We start from the raw sequence: 23,065 nt of genomic DNA, 5'->3' as shown, positions 1-23,065 counted from the left end.
TAACGTAAGCTCTCATATACTATCGTATCTCTCAATAGGAGGTGATAGTATGGCAAATCGTGATGTTAGACTGTCGTTGTTCTCAAGAATCAACTTCAACGGTCGTCGTATTCGTTTTAGACGCGGTGGAGTGGCGATTAGAGACTTAGGGGCCTTTCGTTTCAACAATGAGCTTTCCAGCTTCCGGCTTAGAAATGTGGTGTCTAGCAACGAAGTGACACTGGTCCTCTTCTCACGAATTAATTTCCAAGGGACTATCCGCGTATTCCGCGGCAGTCAAAATGTATCGAACCTGTCACTGTTTAGCTTCAACAATGTAACATCCTCGCTGATCCTTGTCGGTCGTAGACTGAGTAATTCTGAAATCAACGAAATCCGGCGTACGGGCAGGCCGCCGCGCGACATATTAGTCATTCGGCAGTAACAGGCTATCAAGATAAAGAAAACGATCGCAGGCATACCCCTGGATCGCTTTCTTCTTTTTATTTGAAATTGCAATTAACTCTAGTCACGGATTTCCACAATAAGCTCAATCTCTACCGGCGTATGAAAGGGCAAGTCACTCGTCCCGATTGCCGAGCGCGCATGCTTGCCTTTCTCGCCGAATACCTCGACTAGCAGATTCGATGCGCCGTTCATCACATAAGGCTGGTCGGCAAAGCCGGGCACGCTGTTAACGAACCCTAACATTTTAACGATTTGGACTACACGATCTAAATCCCCCAAATAAGCATGCAATACTCCAAGGCAATTAATGATAACCTGACGCGCAGCCGCTTGTCCCTGCTCAATCGTCAGCTCGCCGCCCAGCTTGCCCTCAAACATCAGAACATCGTTTATGCGGCAGTCCTGGCCGGAGAGGTAGAGCAAATTCCCGGTACGTCTGCAAGGAAGGTATGAAAACTTCGGTTCTCCCGGAACCGGCAACGTCAAGCCCAGATCCTTTAATCTCGCTTCGGTATTCGACATATACAACACTCCCTTATTAATGATGCGATCCATGCCCGCAGCAAGAGGAGGCTGGTAAATAAGCACCTGCTCTTGCCTGCGTATGGACGCCCTTATTCATCGTCGCCACGCCGCCCACTAACACATGACTGACACCTGTCGGCGTAAGCTTAGGCTCTAGATAAGTCGCCCGATCCTGAATATTATCGGGATCAAACACCGTAATATCAGCCGCGTAACCCGGCACCAACAGACCTCGTTTGCCCAGCCTAAACCGTTGCACGGGAAACGAAGTCACCTTGCGTACTGCCTGCTCTAGAGAAAGCAGCTTTCGCTCCCGCACGTAATGGGCGAACAATCGGGGGAACGTCCCATACAATCGGGGATGCGGTTTCCCCGTATCGCAATGGAGGCTGTCCGAGACGACCAGGGAATAATCCCAAGCGACAACCTGGCTGACATCATCATCCGACATGAGAAAATAGACGATAGAGACGTCGCCGCTCTCCTCAGTCAGAAGATCCATGACACAAGCAGCCGGCTCCACTCCTCGTTCCTCGCTGATCGCTGCAATGCTCCGGCCTTCCAGCGTTTTGTTCCCCTTAGTCGCGACCGAGGACAGAACCACGTTGTTCCATCCCGTTGAGCATACGAGGTTATCCCAATCGTCTTGCTCCTGGATTAGCTCTTCCGCGATGCGTTTCCTCAGCAAGGGCTCACGAAAGCGAGCAATCGCAGTATCCATGCCGCCTTCAAGCGTCCACGGCGGCAGAACCGTCGCTAGCATCGTGGAGCTCGCGGCATACGGATAGACATCACAAGTGACGTCCATTCCCTGAGCGCGTGCCTCGGCGATCGTCTCCATCGCTTGGGTTACGAGCCCCCAGTTGCGTTTGCCCGCGGCCTTGAGGTGACTGACATGGAGCGGTACTCCCGCCTCGCGAGCAATCCAGATCACTTCCTTCACAGAAGCGATTAAGCTGCTGCCTTCGCCGCGAATGTGTGTAGAGAGCAGTCCTCCATATCGCGGAAGCACGGTGCACAGCTGGGCAATTTCCTCAGCGGATGAGTAACTGCCCGGAGCATACAGCAGACCGATCGATAAGCCAATTGCCCCGGCACTCATTCCTTCCGCCAGCAGCGCTTTCATTTCCTCGATTTCCTCGTGCGTTGCCGCTCGCCGTTCAAAGCCCATTACCGCGATGCGCAACGCACCATGAGCGACATATGTTGAGAGGTTCTCGGAAGGCCGCGTCTGTTCTAGCCTCCGAATATAACCGGATACGCTATTCCAGCTCCAATCGGGTGTTGTTCCCAGAATAGGCTTAACATACGCCTGTAACGCCGCTTCATGCGGAGAGTGCAGCGGAGCTGGCGCAAGGCCGCAATTGCCGATAACCTCCGTCGTGACACCCTGATTAAGCTTGATTTCGCTCTGCGGATAATTAAGAATCATTAGGTCGGAGTGACAGTGCCCGTCAATAAACCCTGGCGATACGACCTGTCCGGCGGCATCGATGATTTGCCGAGCTTCCTCATTAACCGCCCCCACGCGTACGATTACGCCTGACGCTATGCCGACATCCCCGTAAAACCAAGGATTACCGGACCCATCGACGATCTTGCCATTTTTGATTACGGTATCGAGCATGCAACACGCCTCCTTCCGCTTCTAAGTAACCATACCTCTTCCGGATACGGTGACGGATCTGTATGTTCCCCGCTCCTGAACGTATATCCGGTTATGCAGGTTGATTGTACTGCAAATATGATTGGGAATAACATGTAACGTATCGCCTGCTTCGAATCGGTCAAACGCCGAAATACGTACGATGCCATGCTCCTCAGATAACCGTTCCAGGATGGCATGGGGCGCTTCCCTCAGGTGCCCGAAGCCTTGTAGATTAAGCGGCTGTACGCCGGGCAACACATCGGTTGCAAATGTCTTGCTGCCTCCGTCGATGATCATCCGATCAGGAGCAGGTCTGCTCACGACCGTTACGCGGACAGTCGCTGCGCAGTCCTCCAGTCTGCATACGCCGAGCGCAGCCTGCATCCGGTCTTGGAACACGTAGGTACCCGGACGTATTTCCGTCACGCCCTCTACCGTTGCCGCAGAGGCGGCCGTGGGGGTCGAGCCGACACTAACATCCCGAACAGCTACACCGGCATTTCGGATGCGTTCCGCCAGATCAACCATTAATTCGCCTTCCTCTACCCCCGCCCTCAGGATATCCAGCGTTGGCTTGCCTTGCATAAAATTGCCGCGGAACGTATAAATGCCGCAGAACTTAAAGCCGGGCAGGCTGACTATTCGACAAGCCAGTGCTACAGCCTCATCGTAAAGGACACCCGTACGGCCAAGCCCTGTATCGATCTCAAGTCTCACTTTCACAGTTGTTCCATGGCGAACTGCCGCTGCCGACAAGCCGAGTGCGCCCTGTAGACTATCGACGCCGACCATAAGGTTTACCCGTTGGCCCAGTTTAATAGCCCGCTCAACCTTCGTGTCGGTAACAATGGGATAAGCAATGAACAGATCATCGATTCCATGATCTGCCATTACCTCGGCTTCGGACAGCTTAGCCACCGTTACCCCGACCGCTCCGGTTGCCAATTGAAGCTGGGCGATCTCAGGTATCTTATGGGTTTTGGCATGCGGTCGCAAGGCTACCTTACGCAGCTCCGCAAGCTTCGCGAATGCCGCGATATTTCGTTTCATGACCGCCGTATCGACGATGACGCTAGGTGTGTCCGGATGTATATTCATAGCCATCTCCTCGCTTTTATCCTTTAACGGAGCCTGCAACCATACCCTTCATGACCTGCTCCTGCAATATCAGATAAACGACTAGCGTCGGAAGGACAGCAATGGCCATAGCTCCCATCGTAAGGCCGTAATCGGTACCGAACCCATCGGAAAATAGCGACAGGCTGAGCGGAAGCGTCTTCAGCTCCTGGGAATTAATAAATACCAACGCGAACGAAAAATCATTCCAAAAACGTAAGAAGGCAAGGATGGCTATGGTAGAAATAACGGGAGTAGTTAAAGGCACGATCATCCTTACGAAAATACCCCACCACCCGTTGCCATCGATTAAAGCCGCCTCCTCGATCTCGCGGGGAATCGAGGACATATAGGCGATGCTAAGAAATATGGTGATGGACAGCTCGAACGCCGTGTAGGGCAGAATGAGCGCCCAATACGTATCGAGCATCCCGATTTTCATCATTACTAGAAACAAGGGGACGAGCGTGCTGTGTATCGGAATGAGCATTCCCAGCAGAAAAACGAACATGACCCATTTCTTAAGGCGAAATTGAAACCTGGACAACACGTAACCCGCCAGCACCCCGAGAACAAGGGTAAGAATGACTGCTGTCACCGTGACCAAGGTCGAGTTCAGCATCGCACGGCCCATATTACCCAAATCCCATGCTCGCACGATATTTTCTTTCATCCACTGCGCGGGCAGCCCATACGGCCGGTTGAAAAAATCTTGGTTAGTCTTGAATGCGCTGATGAAGAGCCAATACAGCGGGTATAACGTCAGCAAAGCATATAGGGTGAGCAGCGCCTTAACGACCACAGAGCTGACTCGGAGTGCGAGACGCTTACCGGGATGAGGCAAGTATGCCACAGTCGCTTTATCCATAAGCCCCCTCCTTTTCTATCGTAATCGACGCCGAGTAACAATAGCGTTTATTCCGATCAACAACGCGCTAATGATAATAATCATCGTGGATACCGCCGAGCCATACCCATAGCGGTAAATACTGAATGTGTTGTTGTACATATACGTGGCTAGCAGCTCCGTTGATTGCGCAGGACCGCCTCCTGTCATGACAATGACATGGTCAAATGCCTTGAGACTACCCGATATGCATAAAACAATGCAGACGATTACCGTGTCCCGAACCATAGGGAGCGTAATTCCGAACAGCTTTCTCGCACCGGTCGCGCCGTCGATTTGAGCTGCGTCATCAATCTCCGAAGGTATATTTTGCAGCGCCGCAATAAAAATAATTAAATACGGCCCGATATTGCTCCAGTTAATGGGGATCGAGATGGCTAGCATATTCACCTTGGCGTCGGACAGCCAAGCCCGCGTCCATGATTCCAGCCCGAGCATCTCCAGCACATAATTGGCTAATCCGAACTGAGGGTGATAAATATAGCCCCAGATCAAGCCGATAACCACAGTTGACAGTACCATAGGCATAAATACGGCGGATCTAATGAAACGAGAGAACCTCGTGTTCTTGAGCAGCAGCAGAGCCAGCAGTAACGCAATCGGAACCTGACCAATGATAGCGGATGCCATCAGTAGCAAATTGTTGCGGAGCGCCCTCCAGAAGATATCGTCCCTGAACATCTCGCTGTAATTGTCAAACCCAATAAAATTGGCGGAGCCAAGACCCTTCCATTCATAAAACCCATAATAAACGGACCAGAATATTGGTACAATGACGAACATCATAAACACAAGAAGCGCCGGAAGCAGAGCCAGCGCGATAAAGCTCCTACTGCGCAGTGCCTTGGGCATAACTGCCTCCTCCGTCATTCTTCAGGAACGACGCATTTGTTGGTGCAGAAGAGGGGCACTCCATAAAAGGACCCTCTCCTGCTTCGTTCATTATTACTTAACTGACCTTGCTTGCGCGTCCTGGATTTTCTTGGCTACATCCTCCGGAGTACCACCCATCATAAGCTCCTGCAGACCGTTGTTAACGGCTTCCGCTCCCTCAGCTGACAGATAAGCATCGTATACCGGCGTTACGCCAACCGTCTTGATCAAATTAAAGGCCTTGTAGTAAAGCGAGCTAACCTTGGTTTCATCGAGCTCCATGCTGTACATAACCATAGAATTGCTGCCGGCTATCGCCTTCTGCGCTTCAGGCCCGCTTAATGCATAGATAAGCTTCAACGCCGCGTCCTTAGTCGCACCCGTCGTATTTTTGCTCAGCGCCATACCAGCGCCGGGACCACCTGATATGGTGTTGGATTCACCCTTGCCGCCAGGAATGGACGGCAGCACCGTAACGTCAATCAAATTAATCTGTTCCTCGGTCGCCGATCCAGCTAGATTTGTCAATGTCCATGAACCGCTAACCATCATTGCTGCATTGCCCTGGATGAAATATTGCTCCGCTTGGGTGTTATCAATGCTATTCGCGCCTTCTTGGAACGCTTTTGCGTCAACCAGCTGCTTGAAATAACCTAAAGCGCTGATAAACTCGGGATCGGTAAAGGAGGCTCCGTTCTGCGCCGCGGCTTTTTTGAACCACTCGGTTCCGGTTACGCGGTCAGCGAGCGAACCAATAATGGTGGATTGCGCCACCCATGGCGCTTTGTTGCCTAATGCAATCGGCGTTATGCCTTTGTCGTTAAACACTTGGATAACGCTCATCAATTCGTCCCAAGTCGTTGGGACCTTTACTCCATTTTCTTCGAATAGCTTGGTATTGTAATAGAGGAAGGAAGTTGCCGACATCCCCATCGGCGCGGAGAAAATTTCATTCTCCTCGAATGAGAAGGCACTGAATGCTCCGGGAAGGAAGTTCTCTTTCCATTCAGGATTTTCCTTCGCTAGCTGAGTAATCGGCTGAAGGAGTCCGGCCTTATATAATTCTGAGGATTGACTACCTGAGTAAACAAAGAACACATCCGGCATTTCATTGGCCGCAGCGACGGTACTGAGGCGCTGACGATAGCCGTCGACCGGAATAGCCTGTGCATCCAGCTCGATTTCCGGATGATCCAGCTTGAATTGGTCGATAAGGCCTCTAACCGCCTTGGCGCGAAGATCGTCACCTGCAAAGTTGTGCCACACCGACAGCTTAACCTTCTCCGCGCTTGCCCCGGAGCTTGGAGCAGCGTTGTTCCCGCCACCGCAAGCTGCGAGCAGTAATGCCATAATAACGAACACCAAACTCCATTTCCCTGTTGATTTCATGTAATATCCTCCTTTTGTTTGTGTATCTTCTAATTATAAAAGGGAAGGATCTAACCACGTAGGGTACAGACTTCAGTGCAGAGGGGGACAAACTTCAGGAGTTGTCGCGGTATTGCGAAGGTGTTAGTCCTGTATGCTTCTTAAATAGCTTGTTAAAATATTTGATGTCCTCATAACCGATCCGATTAGCTACCTCGCTGATTTTGGCAGGTGTGTCCCGCAACAGGGACATGGCCCGGCTAAGTCTGGCCTTCGTCACGAATTCGAGGTAGTTCAGCCCCATCTCCCGCTTAAACAATTCACTGAAATAATTAGGATTCATATGCACATGCAAGGCGACCTGTTGGAGTGACAGATTCTGATCGAGATGCTCGTCAATATAGGCAACGGCGCGCTGGACGGCGTTATGCCCGACGATTATCCGGCTATAACGTTCCACTATTAACCCGCAGTGCCGCAGCAGCGAATCGGAGGGATGATAGGCGATTTCCTCCATGTCCAGGCTTGTCCATGAGGGCTGCTGCTCCCTCAGTCCTACGGATGTCGCCGCCCGTTCCAGCCAACGATAGCCCGCAATGAGCAGGGAATGAAGATAGGCCTGCACAGAAGCAGGGGTCGCCATGGCATCCTGCCGGACCCTTGCGAGCGTAGCAGCAATCCATGTCTGAAGCTCGGCTTGGTCTGCCCCTCTGAGAATAGATACGAGCGCTTCCTCTTCGTTTGCGGTACAAACAGAGCGAATGCCTGTCCGATGTTTAATTTCACTATGAAAGACAACCCGCCTTCCGGCGAGCAGCCACCGATAGGCAAATGCCTGTTCAGCGGCATCTGCCGAGGCATGCAGGCTGCCGATATCCTCCACAAGCACTCCTGCCGATGCGTACACGCGGCATCTAAGAGCATATTCCACTTTGCCAAGTGCGGAAGCCATCCGCTCAGACCCCAGGCTGGTCTGCTCGTGGCGAACCACTAACAGCATATAGCCGTCGACCTCCAGCCATTCACAGGCTAAAGCTTCGGCCAGCATGCTCCCTACTGCCGGATACAGCAGCGGATCGGAACGACGATCCTCCTCAAGACTGCTTGCAGAAACCTGCCATACCTGCAGCCGCTGCGCATCCTTCATAGTTTGCAACACCGGGAACCATGTTAAGAGATTAGATAAATCCTCGGCCTCCAGCTGTTGCGGGGAAAGCAACAGCTGCTCAAGCTTGCCTTTCCGGAAAAGCCGCTCTTGCTCCCTTCCCAGCACTTCTAGCTCGCGCTTTCCAGAGAGACGCTCTCGCGCGCGAATTGCCGCTCCTACAATTTCATTAGGCGAGCTAGTCTTGAGAAGATAGTCGCTGACGCCCTCGCGCATCGCCTGCTGCGCGTAAGTAAACTCGTCGTAACCCGAGAGCACTACGATTTCGGTATGCGGATATTTCAATTTAATGGCATGCGCCATCTCCAGCCCGCTTTGGCCGGTCATACGAATATCGGTGAAGATGATATCCGGGCGCTCGTCCGGCACACGCCGCATAGCCTCCTCCGCGGACGCGGCCGGCTCAAGCAAGGAAAATCCTTGCCCTTCCCAGTCAATCACTGTTGACAGCCCATTGCGAATAATAACTTCATCGTCGACAATCATCAGCTTCATCTTGCACCACTCCCCGTATGTTCTATAGATCCTGCGTCGGCCTCAGCATTAAAATAGCCGCCGACTTCCTGCTTACGGTCATCCGGCGAGAGCGACGGTATCGTGAATGTTACGCTTGTCCCTTGACCCACAGTACTTATGATATGAAGCCCTGCGCCTGAACCGTAGTGCAGCAGAAGGCGTTTATGCACGTTGCGCAGGCCATAGCTCTCGGCAGCAGAACTGCTTTCTCGCTGCACAATCTCGCTAACCGCAAGCAGCTCCATCAATTTGGCCAATTGTTCCTTAGCGATGCCGATTCCGTCATCCTCAACCCCGAACTTCATGTTCATTCCTTCTCGCCTTACCCATACAGAAATTCGACCTTTTCCCTCCCGCTTGAGAATCCCATGAATCATTGCGTTCTCAATGAGCGGTTGCAGCACCAGCTTAAGCATGTAGCTCTGTGCGAGCTCAGGATCCGCATCTACGTGAACATCGAACTTATCTGGATAACGAATAGACTGGATATGCGCATAACGATTCGCGTGCGCGAGCTCCTGCTCCACGGCGCAATATTCCTCGCCTTTGTTAAGACTGAACCGAAGAAAATCACTCAATGCTCCGACCATCTCCGCGATTCTTGATTCCTTGCTCATAAGCGCAAGCCAATGCACCGATGAGAGCGTATTATACAGAAAATGAGGATTAATCTGCGCCTGCAGGGCGATCATGTCAGTTTGTTGCTTCATTGCCTCATTACGCTTAACCTCATCCGTCAAGTTCACAATTCGCGAGCTCAACCGATTATAGCTAACAATGAGCTCTCCGACCTCATCGATAGAGGTCACGGGAATGGATGGCAAAGCTTCGGGACTCGCCTTCTTCAGAATCCGGGTCAGGGCGGACAAGGGATTTGTAACCCGCTGTATGAGGAAAACAACGAGCGCGATCACAAGCAGCAGAGCGACCCCGACTGCAGCAGCCGTCAGCATAAGGAAATAGCGGTTTTGCGAGCGGTATTCTTCCGATGGGATGATGCCCACGAGCTTCCACTGCGTGCTGGATATCTCATCGTATAACACCGTCTTCATGTCTGCTCCTTCACCATAGTTCAAATAGCCGTTATTGCCGTTCAAACTCCCCATGCCGGGGTAAGTTTCGGTAATTAGCTGATTCGTCCGAAATTCCTCCGGCCCCGCCATAATCCGGTTATTCTCGTCTAGCAGCAACACAAATCCCGTGCGCTCCAGCGCCGATTGCCGGATGTGCTTGGCGATCATCCCTTGGTTGAGACTAATTCGAAGCTTGCCGATTTCTTTATACTTGTCCGTACTTCGGATCGGCCGCGCCATCGTAATGACCTTCTGAACACCAACGGAGGTCCACTGAGAATACACGCTCGACCACCAATTGGCATGGGTGCTGTAATAGTTGAAATCCGTCTCCGTGATGTCTACGAATCCAGTGCTGTTAATCGATTTGCTAGAAATTGGATCTTTGCCGTTGATCGGCTCAATGACAATATTCGCGATATATGCCTTGGAGAAAGCAAGGTTGGTCAAGAACCCGATAATCGAGGTCTGTTTGAGCAGATCGCTATCAGGCGTTTTCAAATAATTTTGCACTTCACTAGAACCTATTAAGAATAAGGACATGTTCTCCGCATCATTAACCATGTTCTCCATGTACGTTTCTAGCTGTCTGAGCGTGTTCATTCCCGATATTTTAGCTTTCTCCTCGGTTAATCGCTCCGCGATTTTGTAGGAAAACAAGCCTAAAGAGAGCAGCGGCACCATGACCGCAATGATGACGAGTAACGATAGCTTGTGCTTCAGCGATTTACCCAGCCAACCACCCATATAACCCCACCCCAATAGTTGACATATCATATATGTCTCTAATCAAAATTCGCCTGCAAAGTTCTTTCCCTCTCTATTAACGTAACATATTAAGTGAGTAATATTAACATAAAAATCGTGACTCTCACTACTATGAGCCCTGCGAATGGCTCTCGAGTTTACGGAATCCATGATGAAGCTTCAGTCTGCCGATCATGTAAGCGCAACCAAAATTATGCATCATTTATTCTCTGCGCACAAGATTCATTGTCCATATTTCGGCTATTTTCACGCTTAATCGGTTGTTATTTAGGCTTTCGGCTTTCAAAATGCGTACGTTTGCAGCGAGAGAAATCAGATAAGAAACAGAAAATCGGTGAAGGCGGGGCAGCCTTCACCGATTCTCTTCTCTCTTGCCGGTTTGCCGGACTTTCCGACTGATGAATTATTGCTTATTCAGCTTCCACTGAAGGTTGTAGCTTGTGCTGTCACCGTACTGTTTCACGACGGAGCCATTAGCCGACTGGTTGCCGTTGTCCAGGTAAAGGCTAGTCGCACGGTTCTTAAACTTGACGTAGCCGCCGCCGGCGTCGATGATTTCCCACTGCTGATTGTAGCTGGTGCCGTTGCTCCATTGTCCCGCGTTCGAGCCCGCTGTGGTACGTCCCATCCCGTCAATAGCCTTGCCTGTGGCGCGGTTGATCAGCTTGTAGTATTGATTGCTGAGATTGACGATATCGAACTGCTGGTTATAGCTGGTGCTGCTTGCCCATTGGGCTAGGTCGGCGCCATCTGTCGTGGAGCCGAGTCCATCGATATATAGCGACGTGAAACCGCGGTTCTGGATCTTGTAATAGCCGTTGCCGGCATTGTATGACGGCCATTTTTCGGCGTCCCAATACATGTCGCGAATGCGGAGCGTCGGGAAATTGTTGTTGGACGAATCGTAGGCATGTCGGACCATGATCCATTTGCTTCCATCCCAGAAAGGCTCCTGTCCCCCGGGACCTTTCCATCTGGTATCGCTTACCTCCAAGATCGTTCCGCCACCGTTCAACATGCTGGTACCAGCTTTGTCATAGTAAGTGCCCGTAATGCTGGTCGACCGGCCGTATGCGATCTTGTAGGTGCTGTCGGAGCCCCTGCAGCAAAAGTCGAAGGCTACGAACATGTAGTAGTATCCGTTCGCGTATACGATCTTGGCGCCTTCGATCGGATTGCTCGACACATTTGGTCTCGTCGCGATCGTTTGGATCGCTGCGCCTGATTCAGGCTTCATCGTGGCTGGATCAAGTTTTACAAGCTTGATGCCGGAGAAGAAGGAACCGAAGGACATCCACAGGTTGCCGGAAGCATCCTTCGTGATGCCGGGATCGATCGTGTTGTAATTCTTTGTGGAATCGGAGTAGATAACGAGCCCGTCGTCTCTCCAATCACCGGTCGCGATGCTCGAACAAGACATAAGACCGATCAGGGAGTTGTTCGTGCCGAATTCGGAGTAAGAATAATAGAGCCAGTACCGCTCATTATGGTAGAAAATATCGGGAGCCCATACTTCGTTGACGTTTTCGGTTCGATTGACATAATTAGACCACCATGACAAAGTTCCATTAAAAATCGGAGTTCCTTGGTTCCAGTTTTTTCCGTCACTGGAGTATTTGACTTTCAAATAATCTCCCGTATAGAACTGCCACCACGTATTGCCTTCTTTGATGACCGTCGGGTCATGAGACTCGACATTGCCGGACACCGTCCATTCCGCAGCCATGACCGGCAAGATGATGGAAAAAGTCATGATAAGCACAAGCACCATGGTAACAATCTTTTTTGTTTTCCCCAGCATGAATACTTTCATAAAAACCTCCTCCTTTAGTTTACAAGATTCGACAATATTCGATATTGAAAGCCCTTACAAAAAGAATTATATTATATGAATAACATAATTTATAGACTAAATTGGTTATAAAAAATATGGAAATGATAGGAATAGGGTGTAGTGATGATCAAGACGGCTCTCTATAAACAAATTCATCTGGATATCAAAGAAAGAATCATGTCCGAAGACCTCCGTCCAAAAGATCGGGTCCCCTCCGAGCAAGAGATCATGGACGAATATAAGGTCAGCAAAATAACGGTCAAGAACGCACTGTCAGCTCTGGTTGACGAGGGTCTCGTTATCCGGATTCAGGGAAAAGGAACCTTCGTCGCGCCGCAGCTGCCCGACACCGCACGGATCAGGAGCAAATCTGCTCCGGACAAAAATGTGAACAACTTTGTCGGCTTCATCGTTCCAACCATGAAGACCCGGGTGATTCAGCAGATGGTCGAACATCTGGAATACTTCTTTCGCGAGGCGGGGTTTCATATGGTACTCCGGATTACGCGCGAGTCGTCCGCGGAAGAGTCCCGCGCCATCCGCGAGCTGACCGAATCGAAGATTAGAGGGCTCATCGTGTTTCCCACAGAGGACGAAAAATATAACGAATCTCTGCTGAGGCTTTCCTTGGATAAATACCCTTTCGTCTTCATCGACCGGTTTCTCCGGAACATCGAAACGTACAAGGTCACTTCCGACAATATCGGCGGGGCCTACGAGACCGTATCCTACTTGCTTGGGAAGGGACACCGTCAAATCGCGCTGATCTCCTCGGAAAACGCAAATACGGCGATCGAAGACCGAACCGCCGGATTCGAGCGAGCCTATATCGCGCAAGGCATCTCTATCGACAAAAGCCTCTGGTGCCATGTCCCGCTGGACATTTTACGCAGCGAAAAAGTTCTGCCCTACTTAAAGGATTTTATTGCCGCCCATCCGCAAATTACGGCTGTGTTTGCCTTGACTGCGGAGATGACTAATCTGACTTACAATGCAGTTCGAAGCGTCCGGACAAGCTCATCTGCTGCGCCGATCGAGTTATATTCCTTCGACAATCCGGAAATACCGGGGATCCCTTACGTCAAACAAGACGAAAAGAAGCTTGCGCAATCGGCCGCCCAGCTATTGGTTCGGCAGATGGAAGCTGACTATGCACCGACGCAGACGGTGATCCCGGTTAAGCTCGTGTTCTCGACGCAGGATGCGATAACTGAATAAATACTTATTGTGCAGGTATAGCAAACTTATACTTTCTGAATCGTGCAAAAAAGACACCCGTAGCGGGTGTCTATTTCAGATATTTCCATTAAACCATAATCTTGCAAATATCGTTCGTAAATTCTACCGGATCTTGGAGAGGCAAGCCTTCGATCAACAGCGCTTGATTGTATAACAAGGCCGTGTAAAGATCGAGCTTCTCCTTATCCTTCTCGAAGGAATCCTTCAAGGACTGGAACACTGCGTGATTAATATTAATCTCGAGCACCTTGTCCGCTTTTACATCCGGATTGTTTGGCATCGCTTTTAATATTTTCTCCATCTCAATCGTAATCTCGCCATCCGTAGAGAAGCATACCGGGTGGGTTCTTAACCTCTTCGATGCTTTTACCTTCTTCACTTTGCCCGATAGTTTAGTATTCATATAATCGAACAGCTCTTGGTGAGCGTTCTCTTCGGAATCTGCATTGTCCGATTTATCGTCCGCTTCAATGCCTAGGTCGCCGCTCGATACGGATTTGAATTCCTTCTCTTTGTAAGTCATCAGCATCTTAATCGCGAACTCATCGATATCGTCCGTGAAGTAGAGGATTTCGTAGCCTTTATCGGATACCATCTCGGTCTGCGGAAGCTTCTCGATTCTTTCGTTCGTTTCCCCGGAAGCATAGTAGATGTATTTCTGATCCTCTGGCATCCTTGTTACGTATTCATCCAAGGTGACTAGCTGCTTCTGTGTCGAGGAGTAGAACATCAACAGGTCCTGCAATACGTCCTTATGAGTTCCGTAATCGCTGTAAATCCCGTATTTCAATTGTCTGCCAAAGGATTTATAGAATTCGTTGTACTTCTCTCGCTCATCCTTCAGCATGCTTAGCAGTTGGCTCTTGATTTTGCTCTGAATGTTCTTGGCGATTAGCTTCAATTGTCTGTCATGCTGCAGCATCTCTCTGGAGATGTTGAGCGACAAGTCTTCGGAATCGACCATCCCTTTAACAAAGCTGAAGAAATCAGGAAGCAGATCGGCGCACTTATTCATGATCAGTACTCCGCTGGAATAGAGCTCTAACCCTTTCTCATATTCCTTGGAATAAAAGTCATAAGGGGTGCTGCCCGGAATAAACAGAATCGCTTGGTAGACGACGGCGCCATCGGCGCTGATATGGATATGCTTGCTCGGCTTGTCGAAGCCGTAACGCTTCTCCATATAGAATTTCTCGTAATCTTCCGCGGTAAGCTCGTTCTTGTTCTTTCTCCAAATCGGAATCTGGCTGTTCACTGTCTGCTCTTCGCGGTATTCTTCGAATTCGCCTTCTTCGCCTTCTTTGGCTCTCTGGCCAGTAACATCCATTTTAATAGGGTGACGAATGAAATCCGAATACTTCTTGATAATTGCTTTTAACCGATATTCCTCCAGATACTCATCGTAGCTGTCATCCTCGGTATTCTCTTTAATCTTCAGGATAACCTCTGTGCCTACCAAGTCCTTCTCACAGGGCTCAATCGTATAGCCGTCCGCACCGCTGGATTCCCACTTGTGCGCAACCTCGGCTCCTAGAGGTTTACTAATAACCGTCACAACATCTGCAACCATAAAGGCCGAATAGAAGCCAACCCCGAATTGACCGATGATGTCATGACCGTCTTTCGATTCGTTTTCTTTCTTAAATGCCAACGAGCCGCTTTGTGCTATGACGCCAAGGTTACTCTCCAGATCCTCTTGAGACATTCCAATACCCGAATCTGAGATGGTCAACGTTCGATTTGCCTTGTCTGCTGCCACCTTGATAAAGTAACTATCCTTGTCAAATACCAGGCTGTCGTCGGTTAGAGCCTTATAGTACATCTTATCGATTGCGTCACTGGCATTAGAGATCAGCTCCCGCAAGAAAATCTCTCTCTGCGTATAGATGGAGTTGATCATCATTTCCAATAGTCGTTTGGATTCTGCCTTAAACTCTTTCTGTACCAATTGTAATCTCTCCTCTCAATATGTAACGATGAAGATCGCGGTTCATTTGTCTTACCGATTGCAATTAGCACTCTACCGCTCCGAGTGCCAGCTCACCTTTTTATAACATTCTCACTTTTCAATGTCAATATAACAGTGGATCCCTTCATTTACTTCAGAAGGTTAATTGGAAAACCAACAAGACCAATGCCGGACGAGTTACCCTCCACAATCGGGCCTTGGATCGAAGCAAGCGTAGACCATCCACTAAAGGTCATCCCTGATGGCACACGTGGAATGTGGGTTCATTTTACTGTTCCGCCTACTACAGACTGGCAACATCCTGGCATCCTCGTCGAACGATTGTATGGGCTGGAGCTTTCAGTTTATCAAGGAAATCAGCTGCTATTTGAATCCAAACGTGATTTTACATTCGATTTGAATAAGTTGCTGCTGCCTATCGGCCATTACACCAGCCCAACGGATTTCTATATCCGGATCCTCACGACAAACGAACGAGCCGGCTTGATTAGCGGCATTCGAATAGATGATTTCGAAGTTTTATCCAATCAGTTCGTCACCAAGGATTTACCCGATCTTCTGCTTGGAACTTCGATTGCGTTTCTGGCTTTAATTATGCTGCTCTGCTCCCGTTACTTACGTCAGACACAACGAAACACATGGGTTTCTCTCTGCTTAATCGCCCTAACAATGGGCACTTTGATCATCACTTATTCCCCGCTTTCCTATATTTATTTCAAGGAATACGGGGACATATTGCTGCTCCTGTTTGACGTGTCGTTATATGTACTTATTCCTTCATTTAATTATTATATCGACAAGGTTTTCGAAAGCCAGTATGGCTTCTTCACAAAGTTCCGGCTTATACAAGCTGGATACTCCGCGCTCTGCTTAGTCGCTCTTCTTATCTACACAGCCTCGGGCGCGCGGCATTTCGAGGTTTATTATGTACTTTCAGGCATCATCCTAGGCGGTCTTATTCTTCTACAGCTGCTGCTCATTATCGTCCTGTCTGTCCTGAACGCTCTCAAGGGTAACAAGAATGCCGTCATCCTGTCCGTTGGAATCTTCTTATTCGCTTTGTCGGGCACAGTCGATTTAACATTTTATTACTTAAGCGACAAGACCTATGTTTTGTTATTGTGGAAATTCGGTATCGTTTTTATGATTATTACACTTGTCATCATCCTTGCAAGGCGCATATCGGCCGATTATGCCAAGCTCTTTAACTATTCTAAGGAATTGGAGCTTCACAACCATAACCTCCAGCGTACAGAGAAGTTGAAGATCATTAGCGATCTCGCCGCTTCCGTTGCGCACGAAGTCCGTAACCCCTTGCAGGTTACACGCGGCTTCCTGCAATTGCTAGTTAGCAGAACAAATGAGAAGGATAAGCCCTACTTTGAGCTGGCCACTAGTGAATTAGACAGGGCATCCGATATCATTACCAATTTTCTAACCTTTGCCAAGCCCGAGATTGATACCATCAAATTATTGGATCTATCTGTGGAGCTGAGAAAAATAGAAGCGATGATGGCACCGCTGGCAGTCATGCATGGCGTTGAACTTAACGTTAGTACTCAAAAGGAACTCTATTTCTATGGTCATACTTCGAAGTTAAAGCAAGCGTTTATCAATATAATCAAGAATAGTATAGAAGCCATAGAAAAAGATGGATTAATCCAGATTAGGGCTACATCCGAGAAGGGGGAAGTCGTTGCTCTAATTACAGATAATGGCGAAGGGATGGATGAAGAGGAGGTTGCCAAGCTCGGAGTTCCCTTTTTCTCAACGAAATCGAAGGGGACCGGACTAGGTATGATGGTGACTTTTCGAATTATCGAGGTCATGAAGGGAACGATAGAATTCCACAGCGTCAAAGCCAAGGGAACCGAAGTCACTATTCGATTCCCGCTAATTGCTCTGGATACGGTTCTACCAGACGACGTTGGGACTTGATTTCCCATCGGTAATGTCCTCTGGATTTGGGGGTATGGTAAGGTAGTAGAGAGAAGGGCTTTCTGCAACTACTTTCAGTTCGATTTCCGCGGGAATATCAACGTTGAACGCTTCTTTGATCGCTTGCTTAGGCTCGCTTAGGAGACTTTTCTTGAAAGCAGGATCTGCCCAAGCTTTCTTGATAATCTGTACCTTTAGGGAATCCAATGACATGCGGACACGACTCTTCCAATAAGTGGTTGAATAACGCCCTAATCATATCATGCGGTTAAGACAAAATCTCTCCGTTTTTCACTTTTTCCGACAATAAATAGAACAAACCGCCGCGCATAGCTTAACCGGGGCCGCCTTACGGGCAAGCTGCCCGGGATCTAACGGATCCGCCGGTATCTTTCCTTCTTGGGAGACAGCTAACGCCCAGTCCTCCATATAGCTGCGGTATAACTTCCATAGCGGTGAGCCCGCCGTGAAGTGGATACTATAATATTGCTGGAACAAATCATGAAAGAGCTGTCCCAGCACGAGGGAGTCGCGTACTTCTGCCTTGTTCAAACCTGCTCCGACATCTATTACATCATCCAGCAAAAAGTAGTGAATCATTGCAAACACGTTCCCGACCGCCAAATCCCTGCATAGAACGTCGGAGCTCGCTGTCTGTTCCTTTAGCCAGAACGGCAAGAGAAAGCTGATATAACTACTCGTACCTTCGCAGCTTTGCAAGGGGTTGAATCTTGCAAGCAGCACAAGCCCCATCTCCTTAAGAGGAGCAGGAAACAAATCGGTCTCCGCAGCAGCCTTCGAGAATATAAGCTTAATCTCTTTTTCGTAATCTTCGTTCAAGTTCATTTCGTTACCACCCTATTTCGCGGACGCTCTCAATAACCTTGTATAAATGAAGGAGGATTTACCCATTCTAATTCTGAATATTTATTTTTCAAGAGAGGGTGCAACCCATAGATATGGATTGGATTTGGAAGTCTGCTTTATTGGTCGTTGCCGGAATGATACTTCTACGTATTTCAGGCAGAAAGTCCATCTCCCAAATGAGCATAGCCACGACTGTCATTATGATCTCAATCGGTACCACCATTGTGCAGCCGATTGCTAATGATCAACTCCACAAAGCGATTGGTTCGGCTGCCATCTTCATTGTTTCTCTACTAATAATTGAATATGTGCAATTGAAATTTGATTGGTTCGAAAAGGCCATTAACGGAAGGTCCAAGGTCGTTATTGAGAATGGACAAATCATAAGTAAGAATCTGCGCAGCATGCATATGACTGTCGATCAACTGGAGATACAGCTGCGGCAAAAAGGACTTTCCAATATTAGCGATGTCAAAACGGCTACATTGGAGACCAATGGTCAAGTCGGTTACGAATTAATGAGGCATGCCAAACCAGTTACTGTTGGAGAGTTAGAACGCATTCTGGGCTTGAAATCAGGCATAGCAACGGAACAAAGCACTCTATTCCAAGAAGTAAGCATAAATCACCATCCGATCCCAATCGACCCCAACCTGAAGTAAAGCCTATAATAATTCCGATAGATGAGCATTCTGTTCAGATTTTTTTCATCGTTTGATTATCTTCGTCCAGAAGCCTCCGTGAATTTGATTCGGTTCATGGAAGATAATGAATGCTTTGGAATCAAGCTCAAGAATCATATCGTTAAGCTGCTTCTGATTTTTGCGTTTGGCCAGTATTTCCATTATAAGACGGTCACCATCTCGTCCACTACCGATCCATGAGGTTACCCCATAGCCCTTTTGACGTAAAATTTGCGCCATATGCTCATCCGGTTTATTGCTAATTACCTTTAACGTGATGTAACCAAGCGCAAGCTTCTCCTCGATCCAAGTTCCTGCAAGCACACCCAAGGCATAACCAATCGCATACACAGCTAAGCTTGCAAAGTGGTCCAGATAGGACAGAACTAAATTCAAACCCAAAACATAAATCGTCACTTCCAATGTGCTGATTAAAGCAGCAATATACTTCTGGCCTTTCAAGGTTAGAATCATACGTAAGGTAAAGGCTGACACATACACAATCTGAATTGCAAATATTAGAATTAGAATCTTAAGCATCTTTAGACTACACTCCTTTTTTTGGTGTGGGTCTTGAAAAAATATGAAAACCCCGGAAATTTTTAAAATCTCCGAGGTTTAGTTTTAGTTTATGTCTTATTCTAGCATAGTTAGTTCTCAAATACGATTTTGTTTGAGCTCTATTGGCAATGCCCTTAACTACATGATTTTACCAAGAAATGCTTGTGTGCGTTCATGCTTTGGAGAATCAAAAATGGCAGTGGGAGTCCCTTCTTCGACGATATATCCCCCATCCATGAAGATTACACGGTCTGCTACTTCACGAGCGAAGCCCATTTCATGAGTAACGACAATCATCGTGATCCCTTCACGGGCTAACTCCTTTATTACCTGTAAAACCTCGCCCACCATTTCGGGATCTAATGCCGAGGTGGGTTCGTCGAAAAGCATAACGCGAGGATTCATCGCCAACGCGCGGGCAATTGCTACGCGTTGTTTCTGCCCACCCGATAAACGATCGGGAAATTCATCTCTTTTCTCCGCCAAACCCACTTTTCTGAGCAGTTCCATCGCTTTTTGCTCATTAAGCTTCTTGTCTGCCTTCTTAACATATTTGGGAGCAAGCATAATATTATTCAATACGGTTAAATGCGGGAATAAATTAAAGAGCTGGAATACCATCCCTACATTCTCGCGCAGTCTATCAATATTCGTTTTCGGTGAAGTTACTTCCACATCGCCGATCTCTATTTTGCCTGACGTTACATCCTCAAGAAGGTTCAGACATCGAAGAAATGTGCTTTTGCCCGACCCCGATGGCCCGATAACGCAAACCACTTCTTTCTCCTGGATCGTTGTGGAAATATCCTTCAGCACTTCAGTTGAACCATATCTCTTTTTCAGGTTTTGTACGATAATCATTTTATAACAAACCTCCGTTCAAGCAAGCGGAATAAACGGGTTAATATATATATGATTACGAAGTAGAAGACGCCAACGATACCCCATATTTCAAACGAACGGAAGTTTGTAGAAATAATAATTTCTCCGCTCTGGGTTAATTCCCGAATTCCAATAACAGACAGCAGAGAAGTATCTTTAATACTGATAATAAATTGGTTAACAAAAGCGGGTACCATTCGTCGTGTGGCTTGCGGTAAAATGACCAGCCTCATAGTCAGAAATCGGTTCATTCCTAAAGATCGAGAGGCTTCTACCTGACCTTTGTCAATGGAAACAATACCTGCACGGAAAACTTCCGCAATGTATGCCCCTGCATTCAAACTGACTGCCACGATTCCTGCAATCTCTGCCGATATTCTCATATCCAAAAAAACAGGCAAGCCAAAATAAATAAAAAAGATCTGAACCAACAACGGCGTACCCCGAATAATGTCAACATAAAGCGTTGCGAGAGCCCTAAGGAGCTTATTATGGGACGTGTTCATCAATCCCGCAATTAAACCTATCACAAGGGCGATACTTAAAGAAATGACTACAATCTTCAATGTAATCAGAACGCCTTGAAACAACATTGGCAAAGCATCTAATATCACTTCCATAGAGGACGTCAACGGATTCTCAGCCCCTTTTTTGTATATCTTGTATTCAGCCGATAGTTATACAATAGGCAGCGGAGCAGCACAGCCGCTCCGCCTCCATTATTTTGCAGCTGTTCCAATGTAGGTATTAACGATTTCATCGTACTTTCCATTTTCTTTCAGCTTCTTAAGTCCATCGTTTATCTTTTTCAGCAACTCTTCGTTCTCTTTACTGACTGCTATACCATAGAAGTCGCCGTTTAATCGATCACCCACGATTTTAAGATTAGAATTGGGATCCACTGCAATTTTATAAGAAATGACAGGGAAGTCTTCCAACGTTACATCAGCATTTTTATTGACGACTTCTTGAAACATCGCCGGGCTGTCGTCGAAATATTTGATTTCCGCCCCATATTGCTTCGCCAATTCCTCAGCCTTCTTAGCGCCTGACGTTCCTTTCTTAATCGCAATGACCTTCCCAGCCAAGTCTTCCGGTCCTTTGATCGTCGTATTGTCCTCCCGAACAATAAGCGAGAGACCTGCTTCGTAATAAGGGTCGGAAAGACTAATAACCTTCTTTCGCTCGTCCGTAATACTGATGCCCGCTATCGCGCCATCCAATTGCTTGGCCGTAATCGCCGGGATAATGGCTTTAAAGTCCATCGGCTTCAGTTCAACCTCGAAGCCCTCTACTTCACCAATTGCGTTGATCAAATCGATATCAATACCGACATACTTGCCGTCCTTCTCAAATTCGAAAGGAGGGTACGTGGCATCGGTGCCAAACGTGTACTTCTTAACCCCGTCTTTAGCAGCTGACCCTTCATTGCCGCAAGCACTAAGCGTTAAAGCGATAACTGCCGTAATCATCAATAAACCTATTTTCTTCATCCCATAACCCCTTTTCCTATAATTGTAAGAATGGCTCATTTCTATGTTTTTATATTATCCCCTCCACTACAGCAACCTACAGTATCCTACAAAAATAACTACATGGAATGAAAAGAAAATTAACATGAGATATCTAATAGAGAATGTAATCGGTTCCATACTTATATGTATCCGTATTCATTTTGTTTGTTCGATTTTTTATGTAAGGATATGTAACGCGAACATAAAAAGAATTGGATTTTTATTGATCGTTGTTATACTATGAAGTTAAATTATGAAACATGGTTTCACTCTGCGAAACCTAATTGGAGGAGGAATATCTATCTCTTACCATTTTAATGGCCTTGACCATGTTCAACTGGCAGCCCCAGAAGGTTGCGAAACAAAGGCTCGAATTTTTTTCAATAAGTTATTAGGCTGGAAGGAGATACCAAAGCCTGAAATTCTTAAAAAACGTGGCGGCGTCTGGTTCCAATGCGGCACTCACCAGGTACATATCGGCGTACAACAAGACTTTGTCCCTGCCACAAAAGCCCATCCAGCATTTCACGTGAACAACTTAGATGAATTGCGCAAATATTTGGTTCAAAATAATATTCACGTAATTGATGATGAAGCACGGGCAGAAGAAGGTATAAAACGTTTCTATATAAATGACCCTTTTGGAAATCGTCTTGAGTTTTTAGAATGGCTTTAATGATGAGCAACTTATCGCAATACCCTGGGCAACTAATGCGCTCAAATGACGCACCTGGACACCTATTGCTGTAGAAATAGATGTCTGTCAAGAAAATTCACAGCCGTTAAGAGATTTCAGCAGATGGATTTGTAGCAATACTTTCTACGTATATTGGTATCCCAGGTGCGCCGCTGGGTGCTGAAGCTGTAGTTTTTACAGCTTCAGCTGTCCGGGGTGCACCGTTGAGTGCTGTAGCTGTAGTTTTTACAGCTACAGCTGTCCGGGGTGCGCCGTTTGGTGCTGTAGCTGTAGTTTTTACAGCTACAAGTGTCCGGGGTGCGCCGTTTGGTGCTGTAGCCGTAGTTTTTACAGCTACAGGTGCCCTTGTGGAGTTAATCTAAAAAGTAGACACGTTGTAACAGCGACCTGATACAATAAAATAACTAAAAAGGTCGAGGTGTGTCATGGGAGATCATCGTCAGCATTTTGATGAAGAATTTAAGCGCCAAACTGT

The 23,065-nt window shown here is 47.8% G+C and carries 22 protein-coding genes; 6 read left to right on the top strand and 16 right to left on the bottom strand.

The genetic code is table 11. The features are described 5' to 3' along the window. Positions 1 to 49 precede the first annotated feature (49 nt). Entirely contained in the window at positions 50 to 424 is a 375-nt protein-coding gene (locus ACESLK_RS05640) for a hypothetical protein (RefSeq protein WP_372663362.1), read from the top strand. 80 nt (positions 425 to 504) lie between these two features. Here the strand turns inward: ACESLK_RS05640 and ACESLK_RS05635 are convergent, their stop codons facing one another. The 9 genes from ACESLK_RS05635 to ACESLK_RS05595 all read right to left on the bottom strand — a co-directional run bounded on the left by ACESLK_RS05635 (position 505) and on the right by ACESLK_RS05595 (position 12,219). Beyond that, positions 505 to 969, bottom strand: coding sequence for a RidA family protein (locus tag ACESLK_RS05635; RefSeq protein ID WP_372663361.1), 465 nt, complete (start codon positions 967 to 969; stop codon positions 505 to 507). A 16-nt stretch (positions 970 to 985) separates the two neighbouring features. Beyond that, positions 986 to 2,599 carry an N-acyl-D-amino-acid deacylase family protein gene (locus tag ACESLK_RS05630; protein WP_372663359.1) on the bottom strand — a complete coding sequence of 538 codons (1,614 nt, stop codon included), beginning with the start codon at positions 2,597 to 2,599 and terminating at the stop codon, positions 986 to 988. Positions 2,600 to 2,620: 21 nt separating this feature from the next. Beyond that, the gene (locus tag ACESLK_RS05625) at positions 2,621 to 3,718 is read right to left on the bottom strand and encodes an alanine racemase (protein ID WP_372663357.1); all 1,098 of its coding nucleotides are present in this window, start codon (positions 3,716 to 3,718) and stop codon (positions 2,621 to 2,623) included. Positions 3,719 to 3,734: 16 nt separating this feature from the next. After that, entirely contained in the window at positions 3,735 to 4,604 is an 870-nt protein-coding gene (locus tag ACESLK_RS05620) for a carbohydrate ABC transporter permease (protein ID WP_372663356.1), read from the bottom strand. 15 nt (positions 4,605 to 4,619) lie between these two features. Further along, positions 4,620 to 5,495 carry a carbohydrate ABC transporter permease gene (locus ACESLK_RS05615; RefSeq protein ID WP_372663354.1) on the bottom strand — a complete coding sequence of 292 codons (876 nt, stop codon included), beginning with the start codon at positions 5,493 to 5,495 and terminating at the stop codon, positions 4,620 to 4,622. Positions 5,496 to 5,588: 93 nt separating this feature from the next. After that, positions 5,589 to 6,905, bottom strand: a complete 1,317-nt coding sequence (locus tag ACESLK_RS05610) for an extracellular solute-binding protein (RefSeq protein WP_372663352.1) — start codon at positions 6,903 to 6,905, stop codon at positions 5,589 to 5,591. A gap of 94 nt (positions 6,906 to 6,999) precedes the next feature. After that, positions 7,000 to 8,544, bottom strand: coding sequence for a response regulator (locus tag ACESLK_RS05605; protein ID WP_372663350.1), 1,545 nt, complete (start codon positions 8,542 to 8,544; stop codon positions 7,000 to 7,002). Further along, positions 8,541 to 10,385: a sensor histidine kinase gene (locus ACESLK_RS05600; protein WP_372663348.1), complete on the bottom strand. Its 1,845-nt coding sequence runs from the start codon at positions 10,383 to 10,385 to the stop codon at positions 8,541 to 8,543. The genes ACESLK_RS05605 and ACESLK_RS05600 overlap by 4 nt, the downstream gene beginning before the upstream one ends. Positions 10,386 to 10,809: 424 nt before the next feature. Then, entirely contained in the window at positions 10,810 to 12,219 is a 1,410-nt protein-coding gene (locus tag ACESLK_RS05595) for a family 43 glycosylhydrolase (protein WP_372663346.1), read from the bottom strand. A 144-nt stretch (positions 12,220 to 12,363) separates the two neighbouring features. Here ACESLK_RS05595 and ACESLK_RS05590 point away from each other — a divergent pair, with 144 nt between their 5' ends. Further along, positions 12,364 to 13,458: a GntR family transcriptional regulator gene (locus ACESLK_RS05590; protein WP_372663687.1), complete on the top strand. Its 1,095-nt coding sequence runs from the start codon at positions 12,364 to 12,366 to the stop codon at positions 13,456 to 13,458. An 88-nt stretch (positions 13,459 to 13,546) separates the two neighbouring features. On the opposite strand, the gene htpG is transcribed toward ACESLK_RS05590, so the two are convergent. After that, positions 13,547 to 15,427, bottom strand: a complete 1,881-nt coding sequence (gene htpG, locus ACESLK_RS05585) for a molecular chaperone HtpG (protein ID WP_372663345.1) — start codon at positions 15,425 to 15,427, stop codon at positions 13,547 to 13,549. A 186-nt stretch (positions 15,428 to 15,613) separates the two neighbouring features. Between htpG and ACESLK_RS05580 the strand changes: the two genes are divergently transcribed. Continuing rightward, positions 15,614 to 17,386, top strand: a complete 1,773-nt coding sequence (locus ACESLK_RS05580) for an ATP-binding protein (RefSeq protein WP_372663343.1) — start codon at positions 15,614 to 15,616, stop codon at positions 17,384 to 17,386. Here the strand turns inward: ACESLK_RS05580 and ACESLK_RS05575 are convergent. Further along, positions 17,363 to 17,599, bottom strand: coding sequence for an NHLP leader peptide family RiPP precursor (locus ACESLK_RS05575; protein ID WP_372663341.1), 237 nt, complete (start codon positions 17,597 to 17,599; stop codon positions 17,363 to 17,365). The two genes, ACESLK_RS05580 and ACESLK_RS05575, sit on opposite strands and share 24 nt — an antisense overlap. A gap of 78 nt (positions 17,600 to 17,677) precedes the next feature. Then, the gene (locus ACESLK_RS05570) at positions 17,678 to 18,232 is read right to left on the bottom strand and encodes a hypothetical protein (RefSeq protein ID WP_372663339.1); all 555 of its coding nucleotides are present in this window, start codon (positions 18,230 to 18,232) and stop codon (positions 17,678 to 17,680) included. A 113-nt stretch (positions 18,233 to 18,345) separates the two neighbouring features. Between ACESLK_RS05570 and ACESLK_RS05565 the strand changes: the two genes are divergently transcribed. Continuing rightward, a complete protein-coding gene (locus ACESLK_RS05565; protein ID WP_372663338.1) occupies positions 18,346 to 18,915 on the top strand; it encodes a DUF421 domain-containing protein in 570 nt (189 codons plus the stop codon). A 45-nt stretch (positions 18,916 to 18,960) separates the two neighbouring features. On the opposite strand, the gene ACESLK_RS05560 is transcribed toward ACESLK_RS05565, so the two are convergent. The 4 genes from ACESLK_RS05560 to ACESLK_RS05545 form a co-directional block, all read right to left on the bottom strand. Beyond that, positions 18,961 to 19,476 (bottom strand): DUF2179 domain-containing protein, encoded by a 516-nt coding sequence (locus ACESLK_RS05560; protein WP_372663336.1) that lies wholly within the window; start codon positions 19,474 to 19,476, stop codon positions 18,961 to 18,963. A gap of 159 nt (positions 19,477 to 19,635) precedes the next feature. Beyond that, positions 19,636 to 20,358 (bottom strand): amino acid ABC transporter ATP-binding protein, encoded by a 723-nt coding sequence (locus tag ACESLK_RS05555; protein ID WP_372663334.1) that lies wholly within the window; start codon positions 20,356 to 20,358, stop codon positions 19,636 to 19,638. Further along, positions 20,355 to 21,011 (bottom strand): amino acid ABC transporter permease, encoded by a 657-nt coding sequence (locus ACESLK_RS05550; protein WP_372663332.1) that lies wholly within the window; start codon positions 21,009 to 21,011, stop codon positions 20,355 to 20,357. The genes ACESLK_RS05555 and ACESLK_RS05550 overlap by 4 nt, the downstream gene beginning before the upstream one ends. Positions 21,012 to 21,098: 87 nt before the next feature. Continuing rightward, complete coding sequence (locus tag ACESLK_RS05545) at positions 21,099 to 21,872, bottom strand: transporter substrate-binding domain-containing protein (protein WP_372663330.1); 774 nt, start codon at positions 21,870 to 21,872, stop codon at positions 21,099 to 21,101. A gap of 274 nt (positions 21,873 to 22,146) precedes the next feature. On the opposite strand from ACESLK_RS05545, the gene ACESLK_RS05540 reads away from it, so the two are divergent. Together ACESLK_RS05540 and ACESLK_RS05535 are read left to right on the top strand one after the other, a co-directional pair. Further along, entirely contained in the window at positions 22,147 to 22,569 is a 423-nt protein-coding gene (locus ACESLK_RS05540; protein WP_372663328.1) for a VOC family protein, read from the top strand. Positions 22,570 to 22,793: 224 nt separating this feature from the next. Further along, positions 22,794 to 22,952, top strand: a complete 159-nt coding sequence (locus ACESLK_RS05535; RefSeq protein ID WP_372663326.1) for a hypothetical protein — start codon at positions 22,794 to 22,796, stop codon at positions 22,950 to 22,952. Positions 22,953 to 23,065 lie beyond the last annotated feature (113 nt).

The sequence above is a fragment of the Cohnella sp. genome, from assembly GCF_041640265.1.
Lineage (GTDB): Bacteria > Bacillota > Bacilli > Paenibacillales > Paenibacillaceae > Cohnella.
Note: the sequence above shows the minus strand (reverse complement) of the source record. Positions and strands in the feature narration are given on the sequence as shown.